General features: G+C 71.4%; 21 protein-coding genes. 11 read left to right on the top strand and 10 right to left on the bottom strand.

The window, feature by feature from the left end; genetic code table 11:
• Positions 1-86 precede the first annotated feature (86 nt).
• Both xylA and B079_RS0114125 read left to right on the top strand, forming a co-directional pair.
• Entirely contained in the window at positions 87-1,253 is a 1,167-nt protein-coding gene (xylA, locus tag B079_RS0114130) for a xylose isomerase (protein ID WP_018546468.1), read from the top strand.
• Between the two features lie 188 nt (positions 1,254-1,441).
• On the top strand, positions 1,442-1,624 hold the full coding sequence (locus tag B079_RS0114125; RefSeq protein ID WP_018546467.1) for a hypothetical protein: 183 nt from the start codon (positions 1,442-1,444) through the stop codon (positions 1,622-1,624).
• Positions 1,625-1,736: 112 nt separating this feature from the next.
• On the opposite strand, the gene B079_RS0114120 is transcribed toward B079_RS0114125, so the two are convergent.
• Together B079_RS0114120 and B079_RS0114115 are read right to left on the bottom strand one after the other, a co-directional pair.
• Positions 1,737-2,606 (bottom strand): hypothetical protein, encoded by an 870-nt coding sequence (locus tag B079_RS0114120; RefSeq protein ID WP_018546466.1) that lies wholly within the window; start codon positions 2,604-2,606, stop codon positions 1,737-1,739.
• A gap of 140 nt (positions 2,607-2,746) precedes the next feature.
• Positions 2,747-2,992 (bottom strand): hypothetical protein, encoded by a 246-nt coding sequence (locus B079_RS0114115; RefSeq protein ID WP_234016789.1) that lies wholly within the window; start codon positions 2,990-2,992, stop codon positions 2,747-2,749.
• A gap of 151 nt (positions 2,993-3,143) precedes the next feature.
• Here B079_RS0114115 and B079_RS0114110 point away from each other — a divergent pair, with 151 nt between their 5' ends.
• Positions 3,144-4,049 (top strand): oxygenase MpaB family protein, encoded by a 906-nt coding sequence (locus tag B079_RS0114110; RefSeq protein WP_018546464.1) that lies wholly within the window; start codon positions 3,144-3,146, stop codon positions 4,047-4,049.
• A 70-nt stretch (positions 4,050-4,119) separates the two neighbouring features.
• Here the strand turns inward: B079_RS0114110 and B079_RS0114105 are convergent, their stop codons facing one another.
• Positions 4,120-4,719: a class I SAM-dependent methyltransferase gene (locus tag B079_RS0114105; protein ID WP_026248684.1), complete on the bottom strand. Its 600-nt coding sequence runs from the start codon at positions 4,717-4,719 to the stop codon at positions 4,120-4,122.
• 174 nt (positions 4,720-4,893) lie between these two features.
• Between B079_RS0114105 and B079_RS0114100 the strand changes: the two genes are divergently transcribed.
• The 5 genes from B079_RS0114100 to B079_RS0114080 all read left to right on the top strand — a co-directional run bounded on the left by B079_RS0114100 (position 4,894) and on the right by B079_RS0114080 (position 9,890).
• Positions 4,894-5,667: an MHYT domain-containing protein gene (locus B079_RS0114100; RefSeq protein WP_026248683.1), complete on the top strand. Its 774-nt coding sequence runs from the start codon at positions 4,894-4,896 to the stop codon at positions 5,665-5,667.
• Positions 5,668-5,716: 49 nt separating this feature from the next.
• Positions 5,717-8,236, top strand: a complete 2,520-nt coding sequence (locus B079_RS0114095) for a sensor histidine kinase (RefSeq protein WP_026248682.1) — start codon at positions 5,717-5,719, stop codon at positions 8,234-8,236.
• A complete protein-coding gene (locus B079_RS0114090; protein WP_018546460.1) occupies positions 8,233-8,670 on the top strand; it encodes a roadblock/LC7 domain-containing protein in 438 nt (145 codons plus the stop codon). The genes B079_RS0114095 and B079_RS0114090 overlap by 4 nt, the downstream gene beginning before the upstream one ends.
• A 19-nt stretch (positions 8,671-8,689) precedes the next feature.
• Positions 8,690-9,100, top strand: a complete 411-nt coding sequence (locus B079_RS0114085) for a DUF742 domain-containing protein (protein WP_018546459.1) — start codon at positions 8,690-8,692, stop codon at positions 9,098-9,100.
• 190 nt (positions 9,101-9,290) lie between these two features.
• On the top strand, positions 9,291-9,890 hold the full coding sequence (locus tag B079_RS0114080) for a GTP-binding protein (protein ID WP_018546458.1): 600 nt from the start codon (positions 9,291-9,293) through the stop codon (positions 9,888-9,890).
• Positions 9,891-10,000: 110 nt separating this feature from the next.
• On the opposite strand, the gene B079_RS0114075 is transcribed toward B079_RS0114080, so the two are convergent.
• Positions 10,001-10,429: a PPOX class F420-dependent oxidoreductase gene (locus B079_RS0114075; RefSeq protein ID WP_018546457.1), complete on the bottom strand. Its 429-nt coding sequence runs from the start codon at positions 10,427-10,429 to the stop codon at positions 10,001-10,003.
• Positions 10,430-10,521: 92 nt separating this feature from the next.
• On the opposite strand from B079_RS0114075, the gene B079_RS0114070 reads away from it, so the two are divergent.
• Positions 10,522-10,935 carry a roadblock/LC7 domain-containing protein gene (locus B079_RS0114070; protein ID WP_026248681.1) on the top strand — a complete coding sequence of 138 codons (414 nt, stop codon included), beginning with the start codon at positions 10,522-10,524 and terminating at the stop codon, positions 10,933-10,935.
• A gap of 126 nt (positions 10,936-11,061) precedes the next feature.
• A complete protein-coding gene (locus tag B079_RS0114065; protein WP_018546455.1) occupies positions 11,062-12,042 on the top strand; it encodes a DUF6397 family protein in 981 nt (326 codons plus the stop codon).
• Here the strand turns inward: B079_RS0114065 and B079_RS0114060 are convergent.
• Complete coding sequence (locus B079_RS0114060) at positions 12,029-12,895, bottom strand: acyl-CoA thioesterase (RefSeq protein WP_018546454.1); 867 nt, start codon at positions 12,893-12,895, stop codon at positions 12,029-12,031. The two genes, B079_RS0114065 and B079_RS0114060, sit on opposite strands and share 14 nt — an antisense overlap.
• A gap of 19 nt (positions 12,896-12,914) precedes the next feature.
• Entirely contained in the window at positions 12,915-15,428 is a 2,514-nt protein-coding gene (locus B079_RS0114055) for a DEAD/DEAH box helicase (RefSeq protein ID WP_018546453.1), read from the bottom strand.
• Positions 15,429-15,573: 145 nt separating this feature from the next.
• Between B079_RS0114055 and B079_RS0114050 the strand changes: the two genes are divergently transcribed.
• On the top strand, positions 15,574-16,368 hold the full coding sequence (locus B079_RS0114050) for a metal-dependent hydrolase (protein ID WP_026248680.1): 795 nt from the start codon (positions 15,574-15,576) through the stop codon (positions 16,366-16,368).
• Positions 16,369-16,382: 14 nt separating this feature from the next.
• On the opposite strand, the gene B079_RS0114045 is transcribed toward B079_RS0114050, so the two are convergent.
• The 4 genes from B079_RS0114045 to B079_RS0114030 form a co-directional block, all read right to left on the bottom strand.
• On the bottom strand, positions 16,383-16,646 hold the full coding sequence (locus B079_RS0114045; RefSeq protein ID WP_018546451.1) for a type B 50S ribosomal protein L31: 264 nt from the start codon (positions 16,644-16,646) through the stop codon (positions 16,383-16,385).
• 42 nt (positions 16,647-16,688) lie between these two features.
• Positions 16,689-17,159: a DUF5709 domain-containing protein gene (locus B079_RS0114040; protein ID WP_026248679.1), complete on the bottom strand. Its 471-nt coding sequence runs from the start codon at positions 17,157-17,159 to the stop codon at positions 16,689-16,691.
• Between the two features lie 258 nt (positions 17,160-17,417).
• Positions 17,418-19,199, bottom strand: a complete 1,782-nt coding sequence (locus tag B079_RS0114035; protein ID WP_018546449.1) for an ABC transporter ATP-binding protein — start codon at positions 19,197-19,199, stop codon at positions 17,418-17,420.
• Positions 19,196-21,106: an ABC transporter transmembrane domain-containing protein gene (locus tag B079_RS0114030; RefSeq protein ID WP_018546448.1), complete on the bottom strand. Its 1,911-nt coding sequence runs from the start codon at positions 21,104-21,106 to the stop codon at positions 19,196-19,198. The genes B079_RS0114035 and B079_RS0114030 overlap by 4 nt, the downstream gene beginning before the upstream one ends.
• Positions 21,107-21,167 lie beyond the last annotated feature (61 nt).

Raw genomic sequence — 21,167 nt, 5'->3', positions numbered from 1 at the left:
ACCTTGTCTCTTCCCAGAGATGTGTTCGCATACTAATTTGTAAACGGCCATGACGAAATAGCCGTGCGCAGCGAAGGAGCCGCGACATGAGTTACCAGCCCACCCCCGAGGACAGGTTCACCTTCGGTCTGTGGACCGTCGGCTGGCAGGGCAAGGACCCCTTCGGCGACGCCACCCGCCGTGCCCTCGACCCGGTCGAGACGGTCCAGCGCCTGGCCGAGCTGGGCGCCCACGGGGTCACCTTCCACGACGACGACCTCATTCCGTTCGGCGCCTCGGAGACCGAGCGCGAGTCGCACGTCAAGCGGTTCCGGCAGGCCCTGGACGCCACCGGCATGACCGTGCCGATGGCCACCACCAACCTCTTCACGCACCCGGTCTTCAAGGACGGCGGATTCACCGCCAACGACCGCGACGTGCGCCGATACGCCCTGCGCAAGACCATCCGCAACATCGACCTCGCCGTGGAACTCGGCGCCCGCACCTACGTCGCCTGGGGCGGCCGTGAGGGCGCCGAGTCCGGCGGCGCCAAGGACGTGCGCAACGCGCTGGACCGGATGAAGGAGGCGTTCGACCTCCTCGGCGAGTACGTCACCGCGCAGGGCTACGACATCCGCTTCGCCATCGAGCCCAAGCCGAACGAGCCGCGCGGTGACATCCTGCTCCCGACCGTCGGTCACGCCCTCGCCTTCATCGAGCGCCTGGAGCGGCCCGAGCTGTACGGCGTCAACCCCGAGGTGGGGCACGAGCAGATGGCGGGCCTCAACTTCCCGCACGGCATCGCCCAGGCCCTGTGGGCGGGCAAGCTCTTCCACATCGACCTCAACGGCCAGTCGGGCATCAAGTACGACCAGGACCTGCGCTTCGGCGCCGGGGACCTCCGGTCCGCCTTCTGGCTCGTCGACCTGCTGGAGAGCGCCGGTTACGACGGCCCCCGGCACTTCGACTTCAAGCCGCCGCGGACCGAGGACCTCGACGGGGTGTGGGCGTCGGCGGCAGGCTGCATGCGCAACTACCTCATCCTGAAGGACCGCGCCGCCGCCTTCCGGGCCGATCCCGAGGTCCAGGAGGCCCTGCGCGCCTCGCGTCTGGACCAGCTCGCCCAGCCGACGGCGGCGGACGGCCTGGACCCGCTGCTCGCCGACCGCACCGCGTTCGAGGACTTCGACGTCGAGTCCGCCGGTGCGCGGGGCATGGCCTTCGAGCGGCTGGACCAGCTGGCGATGGACCACCTGCTCGGTGCGCGGGGCTGAAGCACTCGCGCCGGGTGGAGTACGGGTATGTACCCGGCCTCACCGCTTCGTAGTCCCTGAGAGGCCCCCGAGATGCGTCTCAGGGGTTCCTCAGGGGCGTCTCAGGGGTGGAAGCCGGAACCGCAGGGCTCGCGAGGCCGTTTCCCATGCAGAGAGCGGCAATGGCTGCGACGAAGGAGGCGACGCTCATGTCCAGGAACGCGAAGATCGCGGTGGGTGGTCTGGCCGTCGGGCTGATCTTGCTGATATGGCTGCCCTGGTGGGTGGCGCTTCTGGTCATCGTGGGAGTCCCGACCGCCGCCTATCTGGCGCTGGACCCCTCGCAGCGGCGCAGGCTGCGCCGGGTCACGCGAAAGGAGCTGGGCCGCTGACGCGAGCCGCGTCGATCCTCTCGCCGAGTCGGCCGTCGGCGGACCGTGCACCGGAGGCCGCGCTCGCGCGGGTGGCGCGGCTCCTCCGGTGCCGCCGGGAGCATCTGTCGGATCAGTTGGGCCGGACGGCCATCTTGTCCAGCGCCTCCAGCAGTCCGGGAAGCTCCGGACCGCGGCCCACCGGCAGCACCTCGCCGGGCTTCTCGTCGAGGAGGACGAAGGCGATGTCGTCGGTGCGGGCCACGATCGACCAGCCGGGTCCGTCGGCGCGCAGCGTCCGGGCGTCCCCGGGGGCGAACGCCGAGCGGATCCGGCCGAGCGGCGGCGGCGCGTCGAGGTACGCGCGCGCTTCCGCCAGCACCCGCCGGACTCCCGGATGGCCGCTCTTCGGCTTGCGCTCCTCAGCCGAGGGCGCGGCCTTCGCCTCCCCCTTCTCCGACTTCTCCGACTTCTCCGACTCCTCCGAGTCGTCCGGGGTGGCGAAGACGCCGCCGCGCAGCTTGCTCCGCCATGTCGCCCACTGGAGCGCTATCTCGTCGGCCCCGAGACGACGCTGCGGCGGCCCCCAGACCGTGGCATCGGGCGGGACGAGCGGTTCCCTACCCCCGTCCTCCGGGGACGGGTCGTGCGGTGCGGGTACGTCGGGTGCCGCGACGGCGACGGCAAGAGGCCAGCCGGGCAGCGCCGCCACGACGGTCCGCTCGTCCGGCGAGAGGTCGTACTCCATACCGCAGTCCCAGGACGCGATGGCCACGGCGACCAGCGACACGTCGTCGATCACGGCTGTCCAGCGGGCCCCGTCACCGTCCTGCCCGAGGACCAGCCCGTATCCGTCGGCACGCGGCGCCAGTCCCAGTGCCGCGCACGCCTCCGGGTAGTCGTCACCCAGCACGCTGGGGAACTGCGCCGGTGTCAGCAGCACCGCCGTGAGTACGTACAGCGCGTCGCTGGAGGCGACGGCCTCCTCGTCCGTCCCGGCCAACTCAGCCTCCCCAGTGGTTCGTCCGTGGCGCGCACCCTAGTGGGCGCGGGAGAGGCTTGTCACGACTTCGCGCACCACGCGGAGCTGCGGTTTTCCGCCCGGACAGGGGCGAATCACCCGCTGTCCGTCCGTGCCGCCTTTCACACCGCGGGCAGGCCGAGGAGGTCATGGGCGACCGCGCGAGGAGACATGGACCGCTCCCGGGCGAGGGTGACGACCGCGCGACACGCCAGCTCGCCGACCCCGAAGGACAGCGCTTCCGGCGACACCCACGCCGACGCTTCGTCGATCCCGTCCTGATCGTCCTCGGCGCGCGCCGCCACATAGGCGGCCGCCGCCTCGAACAAGTTGGGGGTGCGCCGTGCCGGGCTCCCCACGGGCTTCACCTGTGAGGAGGTGCTGTGGAACTTGGCCGCGTACCTGCGAATCGCATCGAAGATGCGGACCGCCTTTCCCCTGACCGGGGTAGTCGCCGATCGAGCATCTGCCGCTGCTCACCGTAGAGTTGGAAATTCAACGGCAGAAGGGGACATGTCAGTGAAACGGTTCGCGCGGCTCCAGGAGATCCGGCGGATGGACCCGGTCGCCGACGCCCACGAGATCTACCGGCTCAGTGCGGCGTTCGAATTCCCCTGGGACTACACACGGGCGCTGGAACTCGCGCTGTTCCGCACCTACGCCGTCCCGAGCATCGGACGCCTGCTGGCGGAGACGGCGGAGCTGACCGAACGCACACAGAAGAGGTACGACGACACCTCGCTGCTCCTGGACGCAGTCATGGAGCACGGCTTCGCCGCCGAACAGGCCCGCACCGCGATCCGCCGGATCAACCAGATGCACCGCGCCTACGACATCAGCGACGAGGACATGCGCTACGTCCTCTCCACCTTCGTCGTGATGCCCCGGCGCTGGATCGACGCCTACGGCTGGCGGCGCCTGTCCCGCCACGAGGTCGTCGCCACCACCGAGTACTACCGCACCTTCGGCCGCCACCTGGGCATCCCCGGCATCCCGGAGACCTACGAGGAGTTCGAGGACCTGCTCGACACCTACGAGGAGACCCACTTCGCCTGGGACGAGCGTTCCCGGCAGGTCTCCGACGCCACCCTCGACCTGATGGCCTCCTGGTACCCGCGCCCCCTCGCACCCCTGCTGCGCACCACCACGCTCGCGCTGCTCGACGAGCCGCTGCTGCGCGCCTTCCGCTACGAACCACCCGGTGAGGCAGCCACCTCGCTTGTACGCCGTGCCGTGCGGACGCGCGGTCGCCTGGTCCGGCTGCTGCCACCGCGCCGTACCCCGCACTTCGCCCGCCAGAACTGGGAGGTCAGAAGCTACCCGGACGGCTACCGGACCGCCGACCTGGGCACCCGGCCCGTACCCGGGCTCGGCGGCTGCCCGGTACGCCACACGCCCACCTCGGCGGCCGACGCGCCGGAGTGAACGGAAGCCGGGAAACACCTGGTCGAGCTGGGCGCCCCCGCGTCCGACCGCGAGTGTCCGATCGTCCGCCTCAGGGCTCGCGCACCGCCAGGGCCAGGAAATGGTCGTCCTGGTCGACGTACGACGTCATGCGCCAGCCCGAACCCGCGAGCAGCGGCCCCAGATTGGCCTCGGCCCGCAGGTCGGCCGGGGTGAGTTCCCGTCCCTGGCGTGCCGCCAGCGCGGCCCGGCCGATGGGGTGGAACAACGCGAGCAGTCCGCCCGGCCGCACCACACGGGCCAGCTCACGCAGGTTCTCGGCAGGCTCCGGCAAGTGCGCGATCAGTCCCGCCGCGAAGACGGCGTCCAGGGACTCCGAGCGCAGCGGCAGCGCGACGACATCGGCGAGCAGGAGAGCCGCGTCGCGGTCCCGGCCCGCGCCCACCGCGGCCTGGAGCATCGCCGGGGTCAGGTCGGCCCCGATCACCGTCCCCTCGGACCCGACGGCGGACCGGAGGAACGGCAGCGCGCGACCCGTGCCACAGCCCGCGTCCAGCACGCGGTCGCCCTCGTTGAGCCCGAGATCGGCGACCGCGGCCTCGTAGGCGGGGCCGTCGTCGGGAAACCTGCTGTCCCAGCCGGCCGCCCGGGCGCCGAAGAACTCCTGGACGTGTGTGTGGTCGTCACTCATGTTCCGCATGATCTCTCACCCGAACCGATGACGCCGCCGCGCGCATGATCGGGCACGATGCGACCCGTTCATCGCAACTCTGCGTCATGCTGTGACAGCGTTTGTGTCATGTTGTGACACCTTTCGAAACGCGCCCCCTGCGTACGCCCCTGCCCCGGCTAGCGTCCGTGAGCCATGGGACATATGGACCACGCCGCCTTCGGCTGGCTGACCCCCGCACTGTCGTACGCGATGGCCTGCACCGGTGCCGCGCTCGGCCTGCGCTGCACCGTGCGCGCGCTCGCCACCACCGGACGCGCGCGCCGCAACTGGCTCGTCACGGCCGCCTCCGCGATCGGCACCGGCATCTGGACCATGCACTTCGTGGCCATGCTCGGCTTCCGGGTGAGCGGCACCGACATCCGATACGACGTGCCACTGACCATTCTCAGCCTCGTCGTCGCCATGGTCGTCGTCTGCGCCGGTGTCTTCGCCGTCGGCTACAGCAAGGACCGCAACAGGGCGCTCCTGATCGGCGGCCTCACCACCGGTCTGGGTGTCGCCGCGATGCACTACCTCGGCATGGCGGCGGTGCGGCTGCACGGGCACGTCACCTACGACCCCGCCCTGGTCGGCCTCTCGGTGGTGATCGCTGTCGTGGCCGCGACCGCCGCGCTGTGGGCCGGCCTCAACATCAAGTCGCCCGTCGCGGTGACCCTCGCCTCCCTGGTCATGGGCGCGGCCGTCAGCAGCATGCACTACAGCGGGATGTTCGCCGTGAGCGTGCGGGTCGACCCCTCGGGCGAGCCGCTGCCCGGAGCCACGGCGATGCAGTTCATCTTCCCGCTCGCCGTCGGCCTCGGCTCCTACCTGTTCATCACCTCGGCCTTCGTGGCCCTCTCGCCCACGGCCGACGAGCGCGCGGCGTCCGCCACCGCCCAACAGCCCGTCGAGAGCGCCGTCCGCTAGCGGGAGCCCGGACCCGACAGCACCGAACCACGTCCAGAGCGAGGAGGCCATGCGCCCACCCCGAAGCACACCACAGGCCGCTGCGTCGACGCAGGCTCCGCCCCCGCGACGCGGTCGCCGCGCGCACGCCGGACCGCCGGCCGACGAGCCCCTGGACGCGCTCCTCGACTTCCCACCGGACCACGCGCCCCCGCGTGCGGGGCGCTGGCACATGCGCCCGCGCACCGTGCGCGCCAAGGTGGTCTGCCTGCTGATGGTGCCCGTCGTCTCCCTGCTCGCCCTGTGGGCGTACGCCACTGTCACCACCGCCCAGGACGTCACCCGCCTGCGCCAGTCGCAACGCGTGGACGACGAACTGCGCAGCCCGGTGGCCGCCGCCGTCGCCGCCCTCCAGAACGAACGCACCGCCGCCGTGCGGTACGCGAACGACCCGAGCGCGGCCCACGCCGACGACCTCCGCACCCTCGTCTCCCGCACCGACCGGACCGTGGCCGCGCTGCGCCTCGGCGACCACAGCACCGTCGCCTCCGGTCAGGAACTGCCCGCCGTGGTGGGCAGCCGCCTGACAGCCTTCGTGACGGGCGCCGAACAACTACGCACCCTGCGCACGGCCGTACTCGACCGCACGACCGGCTGGAACCAGGCGTACGACCAGTACACGAAGACCATCGGCAGCGCCTTCGCCGTGGACGGCGCGCTCACCGGCATCCAGCAGTCCGACACCGGCTCCGACGCGCGCGTACTGCTGGAATTCTCCCGCGCCGCCGAGGCACTGGCCCAGGAGAACGCCGTCGTCGCCGGTACCCGGCCGACCACGGTGCTGCGCGGCGAACGGCTGCGGCTGTTCGACGCCGCCGTGACCACCCGCCGTGCCCTGACCGACACGGCCGTCGCGGACCTGCCCGCCGCCCAGCGCGCCGCCTGGAGCCGTGTGGCGAGCGACAGCGCCTACACGTCGCTCACGGCGAGCGAGGACGACGTTCTCACCGCGGGCGACGACGCGAAGGCGGTCGACTCGTCGTCCGGGTCGGTCTGGACCGTCGCGTACGCGCGCGTGCAGGAGGGGATGTCCGCCGTCGCGGCGGACACGAGCCGGGAAGTCGCGGGCCGCACCGACCCGTTCACCGGCGGACTGCTCAGCCCCGCGGGCGCCGCCGTGCTCTTCGGATTCGCCGCGGTCATCGCCTCGCTGGTGATCTCCGTCCGTATCGGACGCGGCTTGGTGATCGAGCTGGTGAGCCTGCGCAACGACGCTCTGGAGATCGCCCGCCGTAAACTCCCCGCCGCCATGCGGAAACTGCGCGCCGGTGAGGAGATCGACATCCGGGCGGAGGCGCCCGCCGGGCCCCCCGCCGAGGACGAGACCGGTCAGGTCGCCGAAGCCCTGACGACCGTGCACCGTGCGGCCCTCCGCGCCGCCATGGAGCGCGCCGAACTGGCCAGCGGTATCTCGGGCGTCTTCGTCAACCTCGCCCGGCGCAGCCAGGTCCTGGTGCACCGCCAGCTCAGCCTGCTGGACAGCATGGAGCGGCGCTCCGACGACCCGGACGAGCTGAGCGACCTCTTCCGCCTGGACCACCTCACCACACGGATGCGGCGCCACGCCGAGAGCCTGATCATCCTCTCCGGAGCGGCACCCGGCCGCGCCTGGCGGATGCCGGTCTCCCTCACCAACGTGGTCCGCGCCGCCGTGTCCGAGGTCGAGGACTACGCGCGCGTGGAGGTGCGCCAGCTGCCCGCCGCCTCCGTCGTCGGCGCGGCCGTCGCCGACCTCACCCACCTGCTCGCCGAACTGGTGGAGAACGCCGCCCAGTTCTCGCCGCCCCACACCCGAGTGCGCGTCTCCGGCGAACCCGTCGGCAACGGCTACGTCCTCGAGGTCGAGGACCGCGGGCTCGGCATGGGCCCCGACGTCCTCGCCGACGCCAACCGGCGCATCGAGCAGTCCGAGGCCCTCGACCTCTTCGACACCGACCGCCTCGGACTCTTCGTGGTCAGCAGGCTCGCCTCCCGGCACGGCATCAAGGTGCACCTGCGCACCTCGCCGTACGGCGGTACCACCGCCGTCGTCCTGCTGCCCACCGCCCTCGTCCACAACGGCCCCGAGGAACCGGACGCCGAGCAGCCCCCGGCGCTCCCGGAGCCGCGCCCCGAGTACGCGCGCGTGCCCGAGGTTCCGTCCCACCCGCAGGCGGTGGCCGCCCCGGTCGACCGCCCCGCCCTGGCCGTCACCGCCCCACCGGCGCCCACTCCGGCGCCCGAACCACCGCTTCCCGGAGTCAGCACCTTGAGGCCGCACCACCCACCGAACGACTCCGAGCCCACGGACGACCTCCCACGCCGCGTGCGCCAGGCGAACCTCGTCCCCCAGCTCCGGCAGCAGCGCCCCGAGGAGGCGGCGCCGGAACCCGAACCCGACGCGGACGACGCACGCACCCCCGAACTCGTACGGCAGCGCATGGCGGCCTATCGAGACGGCTGGGCGCGAGGCGGCGGCAGACGGCCCGGCCGCACCGCCGCCCAGGAGCCCCGAACGGGCAGCGACAGCACTGAAGGAGATCCGGCATGATCCAGAACTCGAACAGAACGGGCGCGCAGCGGTCCGGCGAACTCGACTGGCTGCTGGACGACCTGGTGACGCGCGTGCACGAGGTGCGCCACGCCGTCGTCCTCTCCAACGACGGCCTGGCCGTCGGCTCCTCCAGCGGCCTCGGCCGGGACGACGCGGAGCATCTGGCCGCCGTGGCCTCCGGCTTCAACAGCCTCGCCAAGGGCGCGGGACGCCACTTCGGCGCGGGTGGCGTGCGCCAGACCATGGTGGAGATGGACGACGCCTTCCTCTTCGTGGCAGCCGCCGGTGACGGTTCCTGTCTCGCGGTCCTCACGGCCGTCACCGCCGACATCGGCCTGGTCGCCTACGAGATGGCACGCCTGGTCAAGCGGGTGGGTGAACACCTCTCCACGGCTCCGCGCATCGTGGCGCGGCCGCCCGCCGCAGGATGAACCGGAAGGGTCGGCACGGATGACCGAGAACCCGCCAGGCGCCCCGGTGGAACAGGGCAGCCAGTGGTACGACGGCGAGGCAGGACCGCTGGTCCGCCCCTACGCGATGACCGGTGGGCGCACCCAGCCCGGCCCGACGGGAGTGGCCTTCGACCTGATCGCGCTCGTCACCCTCGACCCCGCCGCGCCCGGAATGGACGGGACCGCGCTCGGCCCCGAGCACCGGACCCTGATCGAGCTGTGCCGTACGGAGACGCAGTCCGTCGCCGAACTCGCGGCGGACGCGGACCTCCCGGTGGGCGTGGTCCGGGTGCTCCTCGGCGACCTCCTGGAGCTGGGCTGTGTCACCGTCAGCCGCCCTGTTCCCCCGGCCCATCTGCCGGACGAACGGATTCTGCGTGAGGTCATCGAGGGATTGCGGGCACTGTAGATGAACGTTCCCGACCGGCCCGCGGCTCGCCCCTACGCCGTCCCGCACTCGTTCGGCAACCATTCGGCCGGGAAGCGGTCACTTCGAGTGTTTTTCAGTCCGAACGCCCGCAGTGGTGCCGCAGTTGTCATGATGCTGACCCCACGCTCCGAGCACGTCACCGCAGCCGGCCCTCCCGAGAGAAGTGATCATGGCCTCTGAGCACTCCGACGTCGACGACAGCTCCGCCCTGGCGCTGAAGATACTTGTCGCGGGCGGATTCGGCGTCGGCAAGACGACCCTGGTCGGCTCCGTCAGCGAGATCCGGCCGCTGCGCACTGAGGAGATGCTCAGCGAGGCGGGGCGGCTGGTGGACGACACCGACGGCGTGGACCAGAAGACCACCACGACCGTCGCCATGGACTTCGGCCGCATCACCATCCGCTCCGGCCTCGCCCTCTACCTCTTCGGGACGCCGGGACAGGACCGCTTCTGGTTCCTGTGGGACGAGCTGTCGCAAGGTGCCCTGGGGGCCGTGGTCCTCGCCGACACCCGCCGCCTTGAGGACTGCTTCCCGGCGGTCGACTACTTCGAGCACCGGCGCATCCCGTTCGTGGTGGCCGTCAACTGCTTCCCCGGCGCCCGTTCCTACGGCGCCCACGACGTCTCCCGCGCTCTGGACCTGGACTCGGGCACGCCCGTGGTCCTGTGCGACGCGCGGGACCGTGACTCCGGCAAGGAGGTGCTGATCCGTCTCGTCGAGTACGCCGGGCGGATGCACACCGCCCGGCTGCTGGACTCGGTGAGCTGAGGCGTCGATGGGCTGAAGCACCGGTGGGGTGAGGTACGGGTGGGCTGAGGCACGGGTGGTTCGGGCGCCGCGAGATCGTGGGCCGAGGCGCCCGTGCACCGAGAGCCTTCTCAGTCCGTCATGTCCTTCATCGCGACCACATGGTCGATGGAGACCCTGACCAGCAGTTCGCCCGGAACGCCGTTGCGGCTGCCGAACTCCTCCGCACGCTCCTCGCCCATGTACCGTGCGGCGATCCGGGTGGCCCAGTGCCGGACCTGGTCCAGATCCTCCGTCGGACGGGCCTCCCCGTTGAGCACCACGAAGGAGTAGGGCGGCCGGTCGTCGTCCACGCAGAGGGCGACGCGGTTGTCACGGGCGAGATTTCGCCCCTTCACGGTCTCCTTGCCGGTGTTGAAGACCAGCTCGTCACCGTCGAGCAGGAACCAGATCGGGGCGATATGAGGGCTCCCATCCGCCCTGACCGTCGCCAGCTTGCCGGTTCGGGTGCCGTACGAGACGAACGCCCGCCATTCCTCGTCGGTCATCTTCTGTGCCATACGCCCATCCTGCTTGCCCGGACGCCGGAGGTGGGGAAGGCTGGCGGATAGATCCTCCGGCCAGGGGGAGAGGTCGCACGGGGAGACGGAACATGGGGCATAACCAAGGACTTGGCTGGCTTCTTGACGATCTGACCGAGCGCGTGGACCACGTTCGCCATGCATTGGTCCTGTCGAACGACGGCCTGGTCACCGGAGCCAGTACGGGACTTCGGCGGGAGGACGCGGAGCACCTCGCCGCCGTGGCCTCCGGCCTGCACAGCCTTGCCAAGGGATCGGGCCGGCACTTCGGGGCCGGCCGGGTCCGCCAGACGATGATCGAATTCGACGACGCCGTACTGTTCGTCACCGCCGCGGGCTCGGGCAGCTGCCTGTGCGTGCTCAGCGGGGCGGAGGCGGACATCGGACAGATCGCCTACGAGATGACGGTGCTCGTCAACCGGGTCGGAGAACATCTCCAAGTGGACGCCCGCCGACCCGAGCACACCCCAGTGGCAGACATCTGACCTGCGGGTTTGTGGCTCGCGTCGGAGTTATCCACAGGGCTGCCACGCAGAGCACGGAACCGGCTACGGTGTGTGCACGGCGAACGCACAGGGCGTGAGCCACACACTCCACGGGGGAGTACGACCATGCCGGGAACCACCCTGACCTCACCGAGCCCCACCACCTGCACCCCGAGCCGCGCCGCACGGGAACTGGGGCTGAACCGAGCCGAGTTCGACCTCGCCGTCCAGCTCGGCCGCGTCCGGACCATGCGGGACGAGGGCGGCGGCGGACGCCGCGTCGAGCGCACGGAGATCGACCGCATCCGTGCCGAGGACGGCTTCCCTGAGACTCTCCGGGCGCGCGTGCGGCTCGTGACCACGACCGGCGCCGCGGCGCTCATGGACATCTCTCCGGGCCGGTTCGCCCGGCTCGCACGCCTGGGACTGCTGGTGCCGGTGCGCTTCTATCTCAACCGCTACCGGGTCGTGGTCTGGCAGTACCTCGCCGAAGAAGTGGAGGAGTTCGCGGCGCGTGACGTCAACGCCCATCTCCTGGAGGGCCGGACACCCGAGACCCTGAGAAGCCAGGTGGCGGCGGGCGTGGATCTGCGCGCCCGCAACTGGCGCGGCCGTCATCTCGGGTTCCTGCTGAGGGACGCGGAAGGCGACCCCTGGGCGCGAGCCGGAGCGCTGGCGTCCCTGCTCCCGCCCGACGAGGTCGCAGCCGCCACCGAGACTCCCGCAGAGCGGGCACGTCTCGACCGGCTCCGCCCGGTGCCACCCCGCCACGGCGCCCCGGGCACCCCATCCGCGGACCTCGCCGAGGAACTGATGACGGCACAGGACCCGGACGAGATCATGTGGCTGTGCGCCGACCTGGAGCAGGCGTTGAGGGAGGCCCGGGCGGCGGACTCACCCAAGGAAGCACGAGCCCGCTCGCCCCGTCCCAGCCCCGCCTCCATGCCGCGGCGGCCCGGATCGCTCGTCCGCCCGCAGACTCCGGAAGCCGCGCGCGAACGCCGCAGGCTCCTCGCATGGCTGCGCGGCCGACGCTCCCGGAACGCCCTGGCGCCGACCGGCACCAGGCGCTCCGACGGGACACGCACCTGCCTCAGAGGGACCTGAACAGGCCCTCCTGGACGACCGACACCAGCAGGTTCCCCTGCTGGTCGTAGATACGGCCGCGCGCCAGGCCCCGGCCGCCGATCGCGATCGGGGACTCCTGGTCGTACAGGAACCACTCGTCGGCGCGGAACGGGCGGTGGAACCACATGGCGTGGTCCAGCGACGCCATGTCGAAGTTCCGCTGACCCCACAGGGGTTCGACCGGGATGCGGACCGCGTCCAGGAGAGTCATGTCACTGGCGTAGGTCAGCGCGCAGGTGTGCACCAGCGGATCGTCGCCGAGCGGGCCGACCGCGCGCATCCACACCGCGCTGCGGGGGTCGGCGCCGTCGATCTCCTCCGGGTTCCAGCGCAGCCGGTCGACATAGCGGATGTCGAAGGGCTGACGGCGGGCCATCCGCTCCAGGGCTTCCGGCAGCGCGCCCAGATGCTTGCGGATCTCCTCGGCGACCGGCGGCAGGGACTCGGGGTCCGGCAGCTCACGGGCCGGCGGCAGCTGGTGTTCGAACGGTCCTTCCTCGGGCTTGTGAAAGGAGGCGGTCAGATTGAAGATCGTGCGGCCCTGCTGCACGGCCGTGACCCGCCGGGTGGTGAACGAGCGTCCGTCGCGGACGCGCTCCACCTGGTACACGATCGGCACGCCGGGGCGACCCGGCCGCAGGAAGTACGCGTGCAGCGAGTGCACGGGACGGTCGCCATCGGTGGTGCGTCCGGCGGCGACCAGTGCCTGGCCGGCCACCTGGCCGCCGAAGACCCGCTGGAGGGATTCCTGCGGGCTTCGGCCACGGAAGATGTTGACCTCGATCTGCTCCAGGTCGAGCAGGTCTACCAGGCTCTCGGCCGGGTTCGTCATCGGTGGGTTCTCCTGTTGTTCACAACTGGCCGACATCGGTGACACGGATGACCGCACGGCCCTCCGCGTCGGAGGCGGCGAGGTCGACTTCCGCGCTGATGCCCCAGTCGTGGTCATCGTTCGGGTCGTCGAAGATCTGGCGGACGCGCCACAGCTTGTTCTGCGGCTCCTCCTCGATCACCAGCAGCTTGGGGCCGCGGGCGTCGGGTCCGGTGCCGAGGTCGTCGTACTCGTCCCAGTACTTGTCCATGGCCTCGCCCCAGGCATCGGCGTCCCAGCCGGATTCGGCGTCCATCTCGCCCAGTTCCTCGACCTGGTCGAGCGCGGCCAGCTCCACACGGCGGAAGAGGGCGTTGCGGACGAGGACCCGGAAGGCGCGCGCGTTGGCGGTGACCGGCTTCACCTGGTCGGCCTTCTCCTGGGCCTCCTCGGCGGTCATCTCCGCCGGGTTGGCCAGCTGCTCCCACTCGTCCAGCAGGCTGGAGTCCACCTGGCGGACCATCTCGCCGAGCCATTCGATGAGGTCCTGAAGGTCCTCGGACTTCAGGTCGTCCGGGATGGTGTGGTCGAGGGTCTTGTAGGCGCTGGCGAGGTAGCGCAGCACGATGCCCTCGGTGCGGGCGAGTTCGTAGAAGGACACCAACTCCGTGAAGGACATCGCCCGTTCGTACATGTCACGGACGACCGACTTCGGGGACAGCGGGTGGTCGCCGACCCACGGGTGGCTCTTGCGGTAGGTGTTGTACGCGTGGAAGAGCAGCTCTTCCAGCGGCTTCGGGTACGTGATGTCCTGAAGCCGCTCCATGCGCTCCTCGTACTCGACGCCGTCCGCCTTCATGGCGGCCACGGCCTCACCGCGCGCCTTGTTCTGCTGGGCGACCAGGATCTGGCGCGGGTCGTCCAGCGTGGACTCGACCACGGACAGCATGTCGAGGGCGTAGGAGGGCGACTCAGGATCGAGCAGTTCGAACGCGGCGAGTGCGAACGTGGACAGCGGCTGGTTGAGCGCGAAGTCCTGCTGGAGATCGACCGTGAGACGCACGATGCGGCCCTCGGCGTCCGGCTGGTCGAGCTTCTCGACGATCCCGCCGTCCAGCAGGGAGCGGTAGATCGCGATCGCCCGGCGGATGTGTTTGAGCTGCTGCTTGCGCGGCTCGTGGTTGTCCTCAAGGAGGTGGCGCATGGCCTCGAAGGCGTTGCCGGGCCGGGCGATCACCGAGAGCAGCATCGTGTGCGTCACGCGGAACCGCGAGGTCAGCGGCTCGGGTTCGGAGGTGATCAGCTTGTCGAAGGTGTTCTCCGTCCAGCCGACGAAGCCCTCCGGAGCCTTCTTGCGCACCACCTTGCGGCGCTTCTTCGGGTCGTCGCCCGCCTTCGCGAGCGCCTTCTCGTTCTCGATGACATGCTCGGGGGCCTGCGCGACGACAAGACCGGCGGTGTCGAAGCCCGCCCGCCCCGCCCGGCCCGCGATCTGGTGGAACTCCCGCGCCCGCAGCGTGCGCACCCGGTTGCCGTCGTACTTGGTCAGCGCGGTGAACAGCACTGTGCGGATGGGCACGTTGACACCCACGCCGAGGGTGTCCGTGCCGCAGATGACCTTCAGCAGACCGGCCTGGGCCAGCTTCTCCACCAGACGCCGGTACTTGGGCAGCATGCCGGCGTGGTGCACGCCGATGCCGTGCCGTACGTAACGGGACAGGTTGCGGCCGAACTTGGTGGTGAAGCGGAAGTTGCCGATCAGCTCGGCGATCCGCTCCTTCTCCTCGCGCGTGCACATGTTGATGCTCATCAGCGCCTGCGCGCGTTCCACGGCCTGCGCCTGGGTGAAGTGCACGATGTACACCGGGGCCTGCTTGGTCTCCAGCAGGTCGGTCAGTGTCTCGGTGAGCGGGGTGAGCCGGTATTCGTAGGAGAGCGGGACCGGGCGCGTGGCCGAGCGGACCACCGAGGTGGGGCGGCCGGTGCGGCGGGTGAGGTCCTTCTCGAAGAAGGAGACGTCGCCGAGGGTGGCCGACATCAGGATGAACTGGGCCTGCGGCAGTTCGAGGAGCGGGATCTGCCAGGCCCAGCCGCGGTCGCCCTCCGAGTAGTAGTGGAACTCGTCCATCACGACCTGGCCGACGTCCGCGTTCTTGCCGTCGCGCAGGGCGATGGACGCCAGGATCTCGGCGGTGCAGCAGATCACGGGCGCGTCGGCGTTCACCGAGGCGTCGCCGGTGAGCATGCCGACGTTCTCGGTGCCGAACAGCTTGCACAGTTCGAAGAACTTCTCCGAGACCAGGGCCTTGATCGGAGCGGTGTAGAAGGTGACCTCGTCGCGGGCCAGTGCCGCGAAGTGCGCGCCCGCGGCGATCATGCTCTTGCCCGAGCCGGTGGGCGTCGAGACGATCACGTTCGCCCCGGAGACCACCTCGATCAGCGCCTCCTCCTGGTGGGGGTAGAGCGTGAGACCGCGCTCGTCGGCCCACGACTCGAAGGCTTCGTAGAGGGCGTCGGGGTCGGCGGTCGGCGGCAGCTGATCGATGAGGGTCACGCCCCCATCTTGCCTGGCCTCGGTGCCAACCGGGGAATCGGCTGTCGCCTCCATGATCATGGCAGCTACGCTGTGTCGCCGACGGGGCGTCAACGCTCCGGCTCAACTGCACAGTGGTACACGAGGAATGGGGCGGAAAGCGGCCATGATGGGACCAGCACATTCACTGTCGGGAGCCGCTGCCTGGCTCGGGGTGGGGGCCGCCACCGCGGCCTTCGGTCATCCGATGCCCTGGCCGGTCCTGCTGGTGGGCGCCCTGATCTGCGCGGGTGCCGCGCTCGCCCCGGACCTCGATCACAAGGCGGCCACCATCTCGCGGTCGTTCGGGCCGGTGTCGCGCAGGGTCTGCGAAGTCGTCGACAAGCTGTCGTACGCCGTCTACAAGGCGACCAGGAAGCCGGGCGACGCGCGTCGCTCGGGCGGGCACCGCACGCTCACCCACACCTGGCTGTGGGCGGTCATGATCGGAGCCGCCTGCTCGGCGCTGGCGATCACTGGTGGCCGCTGGGCGGTGCTGGCGATCCTCTTCGTGCACATGGTGCTGGCCATCGAGGGCCTGCTGTGGCGAGCGGCCCGCGGCTCCAGCAGCGATGTCCTGGTCTGGCTGCTGGCCGCGACCAGCGCCTGGATCCTGGCGGGAATGCTGGACAAGGACGGCAACGGCTCCCACTGGCTGTTCGAGGCGCAGGGCCAGGAGTACCTGTGGCTGGGCCTGCCGATCGTCCTGGGCGCCCTGGTCCACGACATCGGGGACGCGCTGACCGTCTCGGGCTGCCCGATCCTGTGGCCCATCCCGATCGGACGCAAGCGCTGGTACCCGCTGGGGCCGCCGAAGGTGATGCGGTTCCGGGCCGGCAGCTGGGTCGAGATCAAGGTGCTGATGCCCGTCTTCATGGTGCTCGGCGGCGTGGGCTGTGCGGCGGCCCTCAACGTGATCTGACGCGCGGCCCCCTCTCAGGTCGCGTCGCCGGAGTCCGCTCCGCCGTACCGGCGCTCGAAGCGGGCGACGCGGCCCTCGGTGTCCACGGTGCGGGCCTTGCCCGTGTAGAAGGGGTGGCTCTCCGAGGAGATCTCCACGTCGATCACGGGGTAGGTCTCGCCGTCGTCCCACTCGATGGTCTGCTCGCTGACCGCGGTCGACCGGGTCAGGAAGGCGTACCCGGCGGCCCGGTCGCGGAAGACCACGGGGCGGTACTCGGGGTGCTTGTCCTGCTGCATGGCGGCTCCTCGCGCGGGGCGGTGGGGCGGGGTGCGGGTGGATCAGCCGGGGAGGGAGTCCTCGTCGACGATGTGCACCGCGGCCTCCTCGGCGGTGGCGGCGGCACCGTCGATGCCGACGTCGGTGGCCACGAGCGCGCTCTCGTCGTCCTCGTGCGCCCCTTCGTCGGGGGCGACCAGCCGACCGGAGCGCAGTCGGCCGACCTCGTTGTCCAGCAGTTCGCCGTCACCGCCGTCGTAGTCGCCGAGGCCGTCGCCGTCGGGTGCGGCGGAATCGGGCAGCTCCTCGGCGAGCCGCTGGTCGAGCGTCTCCCCGGCCTGGCGCTCCGCCGCCGTCACACCGTCGTGCTCTACCGCCCACGGCCGCTCCGGCGGGGACCAGCCCCGGTCGAGCGGGTCGGCGACGCCGTCGGAGATCAGAGTGTCGTCGGCGTCGAGCGGCCCGGCGTCCTCCTGGATGTCGGAAGGATCGGGCTGGTAGACGTCGTCCCCCCAGCCGTCGGCGCTGTTCACGGGAACCTCCAGGTCCTGGGCGCGGCCCGGCGCCATCGCGTGGCGCGGTGGCCCGTCGGCGCGGGTGTCACACGGCGCGGACCGGACCGTCCCCCGGCGTCCCCCGAACCGGTCTCCTCGTCCAGCCTTCCATCCCGGTTCGGGACCGCGCAACGGCACACCGTCCGGTACGGGACCGTGCGGCATGCCGTCGCGGGTGCAGGCGAGCCCGGCCGCCCGCGCGGTCAGCGGCGCGGGCCGGGCCGTGCGGCCGTGACATCAGCCGTGCCAGGACCGCCACAGCGCCGCGTAGGCCCCGTCCGCCGCGACCAGTTCCTCGTGGCTGCCCAGCTCGCTGATGCGGCCGTTCTCCACGACGGCGATCACGTCGGCGTCGTGGGCGGTGTGCAGCCGGTGCGCGATGGCGACCACGGTGCGGCCGTCGAGGACACGGGCCAGCGAGCGTTCCAGATGGCGTGCGGCGCGCGGGTCCAGGAGCGAGGTCGCCTCGTCCAGGACCAGCGTGTGCGGGTCGGCCAGCACCAGCCGGGCCAGCGCGATCTGCTGCGCCTGCGCCGGGGTCAGCGCCAGCCCGCCGGAACCCACCTCGGTGTCGAGGCCGTCGTCCAGCGCGCGGGCCCAGCCGTCCGCGTCGACCGCGCCGAGAGCCGCCCACAGCGCGGCGTCCTCGGCCCCGGCACGGGCAAGCAGCAGGTTGTCGCGCAGGGAGCCGACGAAGACGTGGTGCTCCTGGTTGACGAGGGCGACGTGCGAGCGGACCCGCTCGGCGGGCATCCGGGACAGTTCGGCACCGCCCAGGGTGATGTGGCCGTCACGGGGCGCGTAGATGCCGGCGAGCAGCCTGCCCAGGGTGGACTTGCCCGCGCCGGAGGGGCCGACCAGGGCGAGCCGGGTGCCCGGCGCGACCTCCAGGGACACCTGACGCAGCACGTCGACGCCCTCGCGGTAGCCGAAGTGGACACGGTCCGCGTGCACGTCCCGGCCCTCGGGGGCGAGTGCGGCCTCACCCGCGTCCGGCTCGATGTCCCGCACCCCGACCAGGCGGGCCAGCGACACCTGGGCGACCTGCACCTCGTCGTACCAGCGCAGGATCAGGTTCACCGGATCGACCAGCATCTGGGCGATCAGGGCGCCCGTCGTCAGCTGCCCCACGCTGATCCAGCCCCGCAGGACGAAGTAGCCGCCGACCATGAGCGCCGAGCCGAGCACGATGATGTGCACGGCGTTGATCACGGGGAAGAGCACCGAGCGCAGCCAGAGGGTGTACCGCTCCCACGCGGTCCATTCCTTGATCCGCCGGTCCGACAGCGCGACCCGGCGGGCACCCAGGCGGTGTGCCTCGATGGTGTGGCCCGCGTCCACGCTCTCCGCCAGGACCGCGGCGACGGCGGCGTACCCGGCCGACTCCGAGCGGTAGCCCGAGGGCGCACGCTTGAAGTACCAGCGACAGCCGACGACCAGCACCGGCACCGCGAGCAGGACGGCGGCGGCCAGCGGGGGAGCCGTCACGACGAGACCGCCGAGCAGCAGCAGCGCCCAGACGACACCGATGGCCAGCTGTGGCACCGCCTCCCGCATGGCGTTGGCCAGGCGGTCGATGTCGGTGGTGATCCGGGAGAGCAGGTCGCCCGTGCCCGCCCGCTCCAGGACGCCCGGCGGCAGCCCCACCGAGCGGACGAGGAAGTCCTCGCGCAGGTCGGCCAGCATGCGCTCACCGAGCATCGCGCCCCGCAGCCGCACCTGGCGGACGAACAGGGCCTGCACGGCCAGCGCGATCACGAAGAGGCCGATCGTCAGCCCCAGGTGCAGCTCGCGGGCATCGTCCGACACGCGCTCGACGAGGTCGCCGAGCAGGTAGGGGCCGACCATGGAGGCGATGACGGCGGCCGTGTTGACGCCGATGAGGAGCAGAAAGGCCCGGCGGTGCCGACGGAACAGTTCGGCGACGTAGGCGCGCACCGTCGATGCCGCGCCGACGGGAAGGGTGGTCGCGGTCTTCGGGGCCGCCGGGTCGTACGCCGGTGGCACGACGCCGATCATGCGCTCTCCTCGATCTCTTCGAGCCGGTTCTCTTCGAGCCGGTCGAGTTCGCCCAACAGGGCGTCGCCGTCGGCCTTTTCCAGCCGACCGGTCAGGTCAGTGGTGCCAGCGCGGGGGCTGCCGTCCTCTTCGTCCTCGGTCTCGCGGGTCACCACCGCCCGGTACCGCGGGTCGGTGGCGATCAGCTCGCGGTGCGGGCCGGTCGCGGCGACGGTGCCCTTGTGGAGGAAGACCACGCTGTCCGCGCGGTCCAGCAGCAGAGGCGAGGAGGTGAACACCACGGTGGTGCGGCCGGAGCGGAGTCCGCGCAGGCCCTCGGCGATCCGGGCCTCGGTGTGCGAGTCCACGGCCGAGGTCGGCTCGTCCAGGACCAGTACCTCGGGGTCCGTGACGAGCGACCTGGCCAGGGCAAGGCGCTGGCGCTGGCCGCCCGACAGGGAGCGTCCGCGTTCGGTGATGCGGGTGTCCATGGGGTCCGATGCGTCGAGCGAAGCCTGCGCCAGGGCGTCCAGGACGTCGTCGCACTGCGCGGCGGCGAGCGCGTCCTCGGCCTGGACGGAGCCGGAGGCGGGCACGTCGAGCAGTTCGCGCAGGGAGCCGGACAGCAGCACCGGGTCCTTGTCCTGGACGAGGACGGCGGTGCGGGCCAGGTCCAGGGGGAGGTCGTTGAGCGCGACGCCGCCGAGCAGGACCGACGGCCCCGGTTCGGCGGGGTGGCCGCCCAGGCGGGCCGCCAGTTCGCCCGCCGCGTCCGGGTCTCCGCACACCACGGCGGTGAACCGGTGGGCGGGGGCGACAAGCCCGGTGAGGGGGTCGTGCAGGTCGCCGCCCGGCACCTTGCCGGTGCCCGCGCCGTCGGCTCCAGTGCCCTCAGCTCCCGCGCCCGCGGCTCCCGCACCCTCGGTGTCCGTCGGGCGCCGGAGGGACAGGACGCGTGCCGCGCGTGTCGCGGACGGACGTGAGAAGGAGAAGGCCATCGCGATCTCCTCGAAGTGCCGGGTGGGGTAACCGACGATCATGACCGCGCTGTAGACGGTGACCAGTTCACCGACCGTCACCCGGCCCTCGCGGGCCAGCTGGACGCCGTGCCAGACCACCGCGATCAGCAGCAGACCCGGCACCACCACCTGGATCGCGGAGATGAGCGACCACATGCGGGCGCTGCGCACGGCGGCGTGCCGCACCTCCTGCGAGGCGCTGCGGTAGCGGGTGAGGAACAGCTCCTCGCCGCCGATGCCGCGCAGGACGCGCAGCCCGGCGACGGTGTCCGAGGCGAGTTCGGTGGCGCGGCCCGCCTTCTCGCGCTGGACGTCGGCGCGGCGTGTGGCGCGGGGGAGCAGTGGCAGCACCGCGAGGGCCACGAGCGGAAGACCGATGGCGACGACCACACCGAGAGCGGGCTGGTAGACGATGAGTGCGACACAGACGAGGACCACCGTCAGCGCGGCGGCAGTGAAGCGGGAGACGGCCTCCACGAACCAGCCGATCTTCTCCACGTCACCGGTGGAGACGGCCACGACCTCGCCCGCCGCCACGCGCCGGGTCAGCGCGGAGCCCAGGTGCGCGGCCTTGCGCGCCAGCAGCTGCTGGAGCCGGGCGGCGGCCGTGATCCAGTTGGTGACGGCGGCCCGGTGCAGGAAGGTGTCGCCGACGGCGACGCAGGTGCCGCACAGGAGCAGCAGGCCGCCCGTCCGCAGAAGTCCGGAGGCCGAACCCTGCACTGCCGCCTCGACGGCCAGCCCGACGCAGAAGGGCAGGGCGCAGACGGCGGAGAAGTGCAGCAGGCCCCAGAGCAACGCCTTGAGCTGGCCGCCCCGCTGGTTGCGGAAGAGCCACCACAGCAGGTGCGGACCCGAACGTGCGTCGGCCACGCCCGGATCGGAGTACGGAAGGTCTTGGATCTGCATGGCGTCCCAGTGGCTCGTGTCCGGAGGAGGGCAACAGACGGCGGCAAGCCGTGAAAGGGTC

Origin of the sequence: Streptomyces sp. LaPpAH-108 (assembly GCF_000373625.1) — a bacterium.
In the GTDB taxonomy this organism is placed as follows: domain Bacteria; phylum Actinomycetota; class Actinomycetes; order Streptomycetales; family Streptomycetaceae; genus Streptomyces.
Note: the sequence above shows the minus strand (reverse complement) of the source record. Positions and strands in the feature narration are given on the sequence as shown.

Coding starts and splice junctions, on each gene's coding strand:
- xylA (WP_018546468.1), top strand. CDS start 87: ATGAGTTACCAGCCCACCCCCGAGGACAGGTTCACCTTCGGTCTGTGG.
- B079_RS0114125 (WP_018546467.1), top strand. CDS start 1,442: ATGTCCAGGAACGCGAAGATCGCGGTGGGTGGTCTGGCCGTCGGGCTG.
- B079_RS0114105 (WP_026248684.1), bottom strand. CDS start 4,719: ATGAGTGACGACCACACACACGTCCAGGAGTTCTTCGGCGCCCGGGCG.
- B079_RS0114100 (WP_026248683.1), top strand. CDS start 4,894: ATGGGACATATGGACCACGCCGCCTTCGGCTGGCTGACCCCCGCACTG.
- B079_RS0114095 (WP_026248682.1), top strand. CDS start 5,717: ATGCGCCCACCCCGAAGCACACCACAGGCCGCTGCGTCGACGCAGGCT.
- B079_RS0114090 (WP_018546460.1), top strand. CDS start 8,233: ATGATCCAGAACTCGAACAGAACGGGCGCGCAGCGGTCCGGCGAACTC.
- B079_RS0114085 (WP_018546459.1), top strand. CDS start 8,690: ATGACCGAGAACCCGCCAGGCGCCCCGGTGGAACAGGGCAGCCAGTGG.
- B079_RS0114080 (WP_018546458.1), top strand. CDS start 9,291: ATGGCCTCTGAGCACTCCGACGTCGACGACAGCTCCGCCCTGGCGCTG.
- B079_RS0114075 (WP_018546457.1), bottom strand. CDS start 10,429: ATGGCACAGAAGATGACCGACGAGGAATGGCGGGCGTTCGTCTCGTAC.
- B079_RS0114070 (WP_026248681.1), top strand. CDS start 10,522: ATGGGGCATAACCAAGGACTTGGCTGGCTTCTTGACGATCTGACCGAG.
- B079_RS0114065 (WP_018546455.1), top strand. CDS start 11,062: ATGCCGGGAACCACCCTGACCTCACCGAGCCCCACCACCTGCACCCCG.
- B079_RS0114060 (WP_018546454.1), bottom strand. CDS start 12,895: ATGACGAACCCGGCCGAGAGCCTGGTAGACCTGCTCGACCTGGAGCAG.
- B079_RS0114050 (WP_026248680.1), top strand. CDS start 15,574: ATGATGGGACCAGCACATTCACTGTCGGGAGCCGCTGCCTGGCTCGGG.
- B079_RS0114045 (WP_018546451.1), bottom strand. CDS start 16,646: ATGCAGCAGGACAAGCACCCCGAGTACCGCCCCGTGGTCTTCCGCGAC.
- B079_RS0114035 (WP_018546449.1), bottom strand. CDS start 19,199: ATGATCGGCGTCGTGCCACCGGCGTACGACCCGGCGGCCCCGAAGACC.
- B079_RS0114030 (WP_018546448.1), bottom strand. CDS start 21,106: ATGCAGATCCAAGACCTTCCGTACTCCGATCCGGGCGTGGCCGACGCA.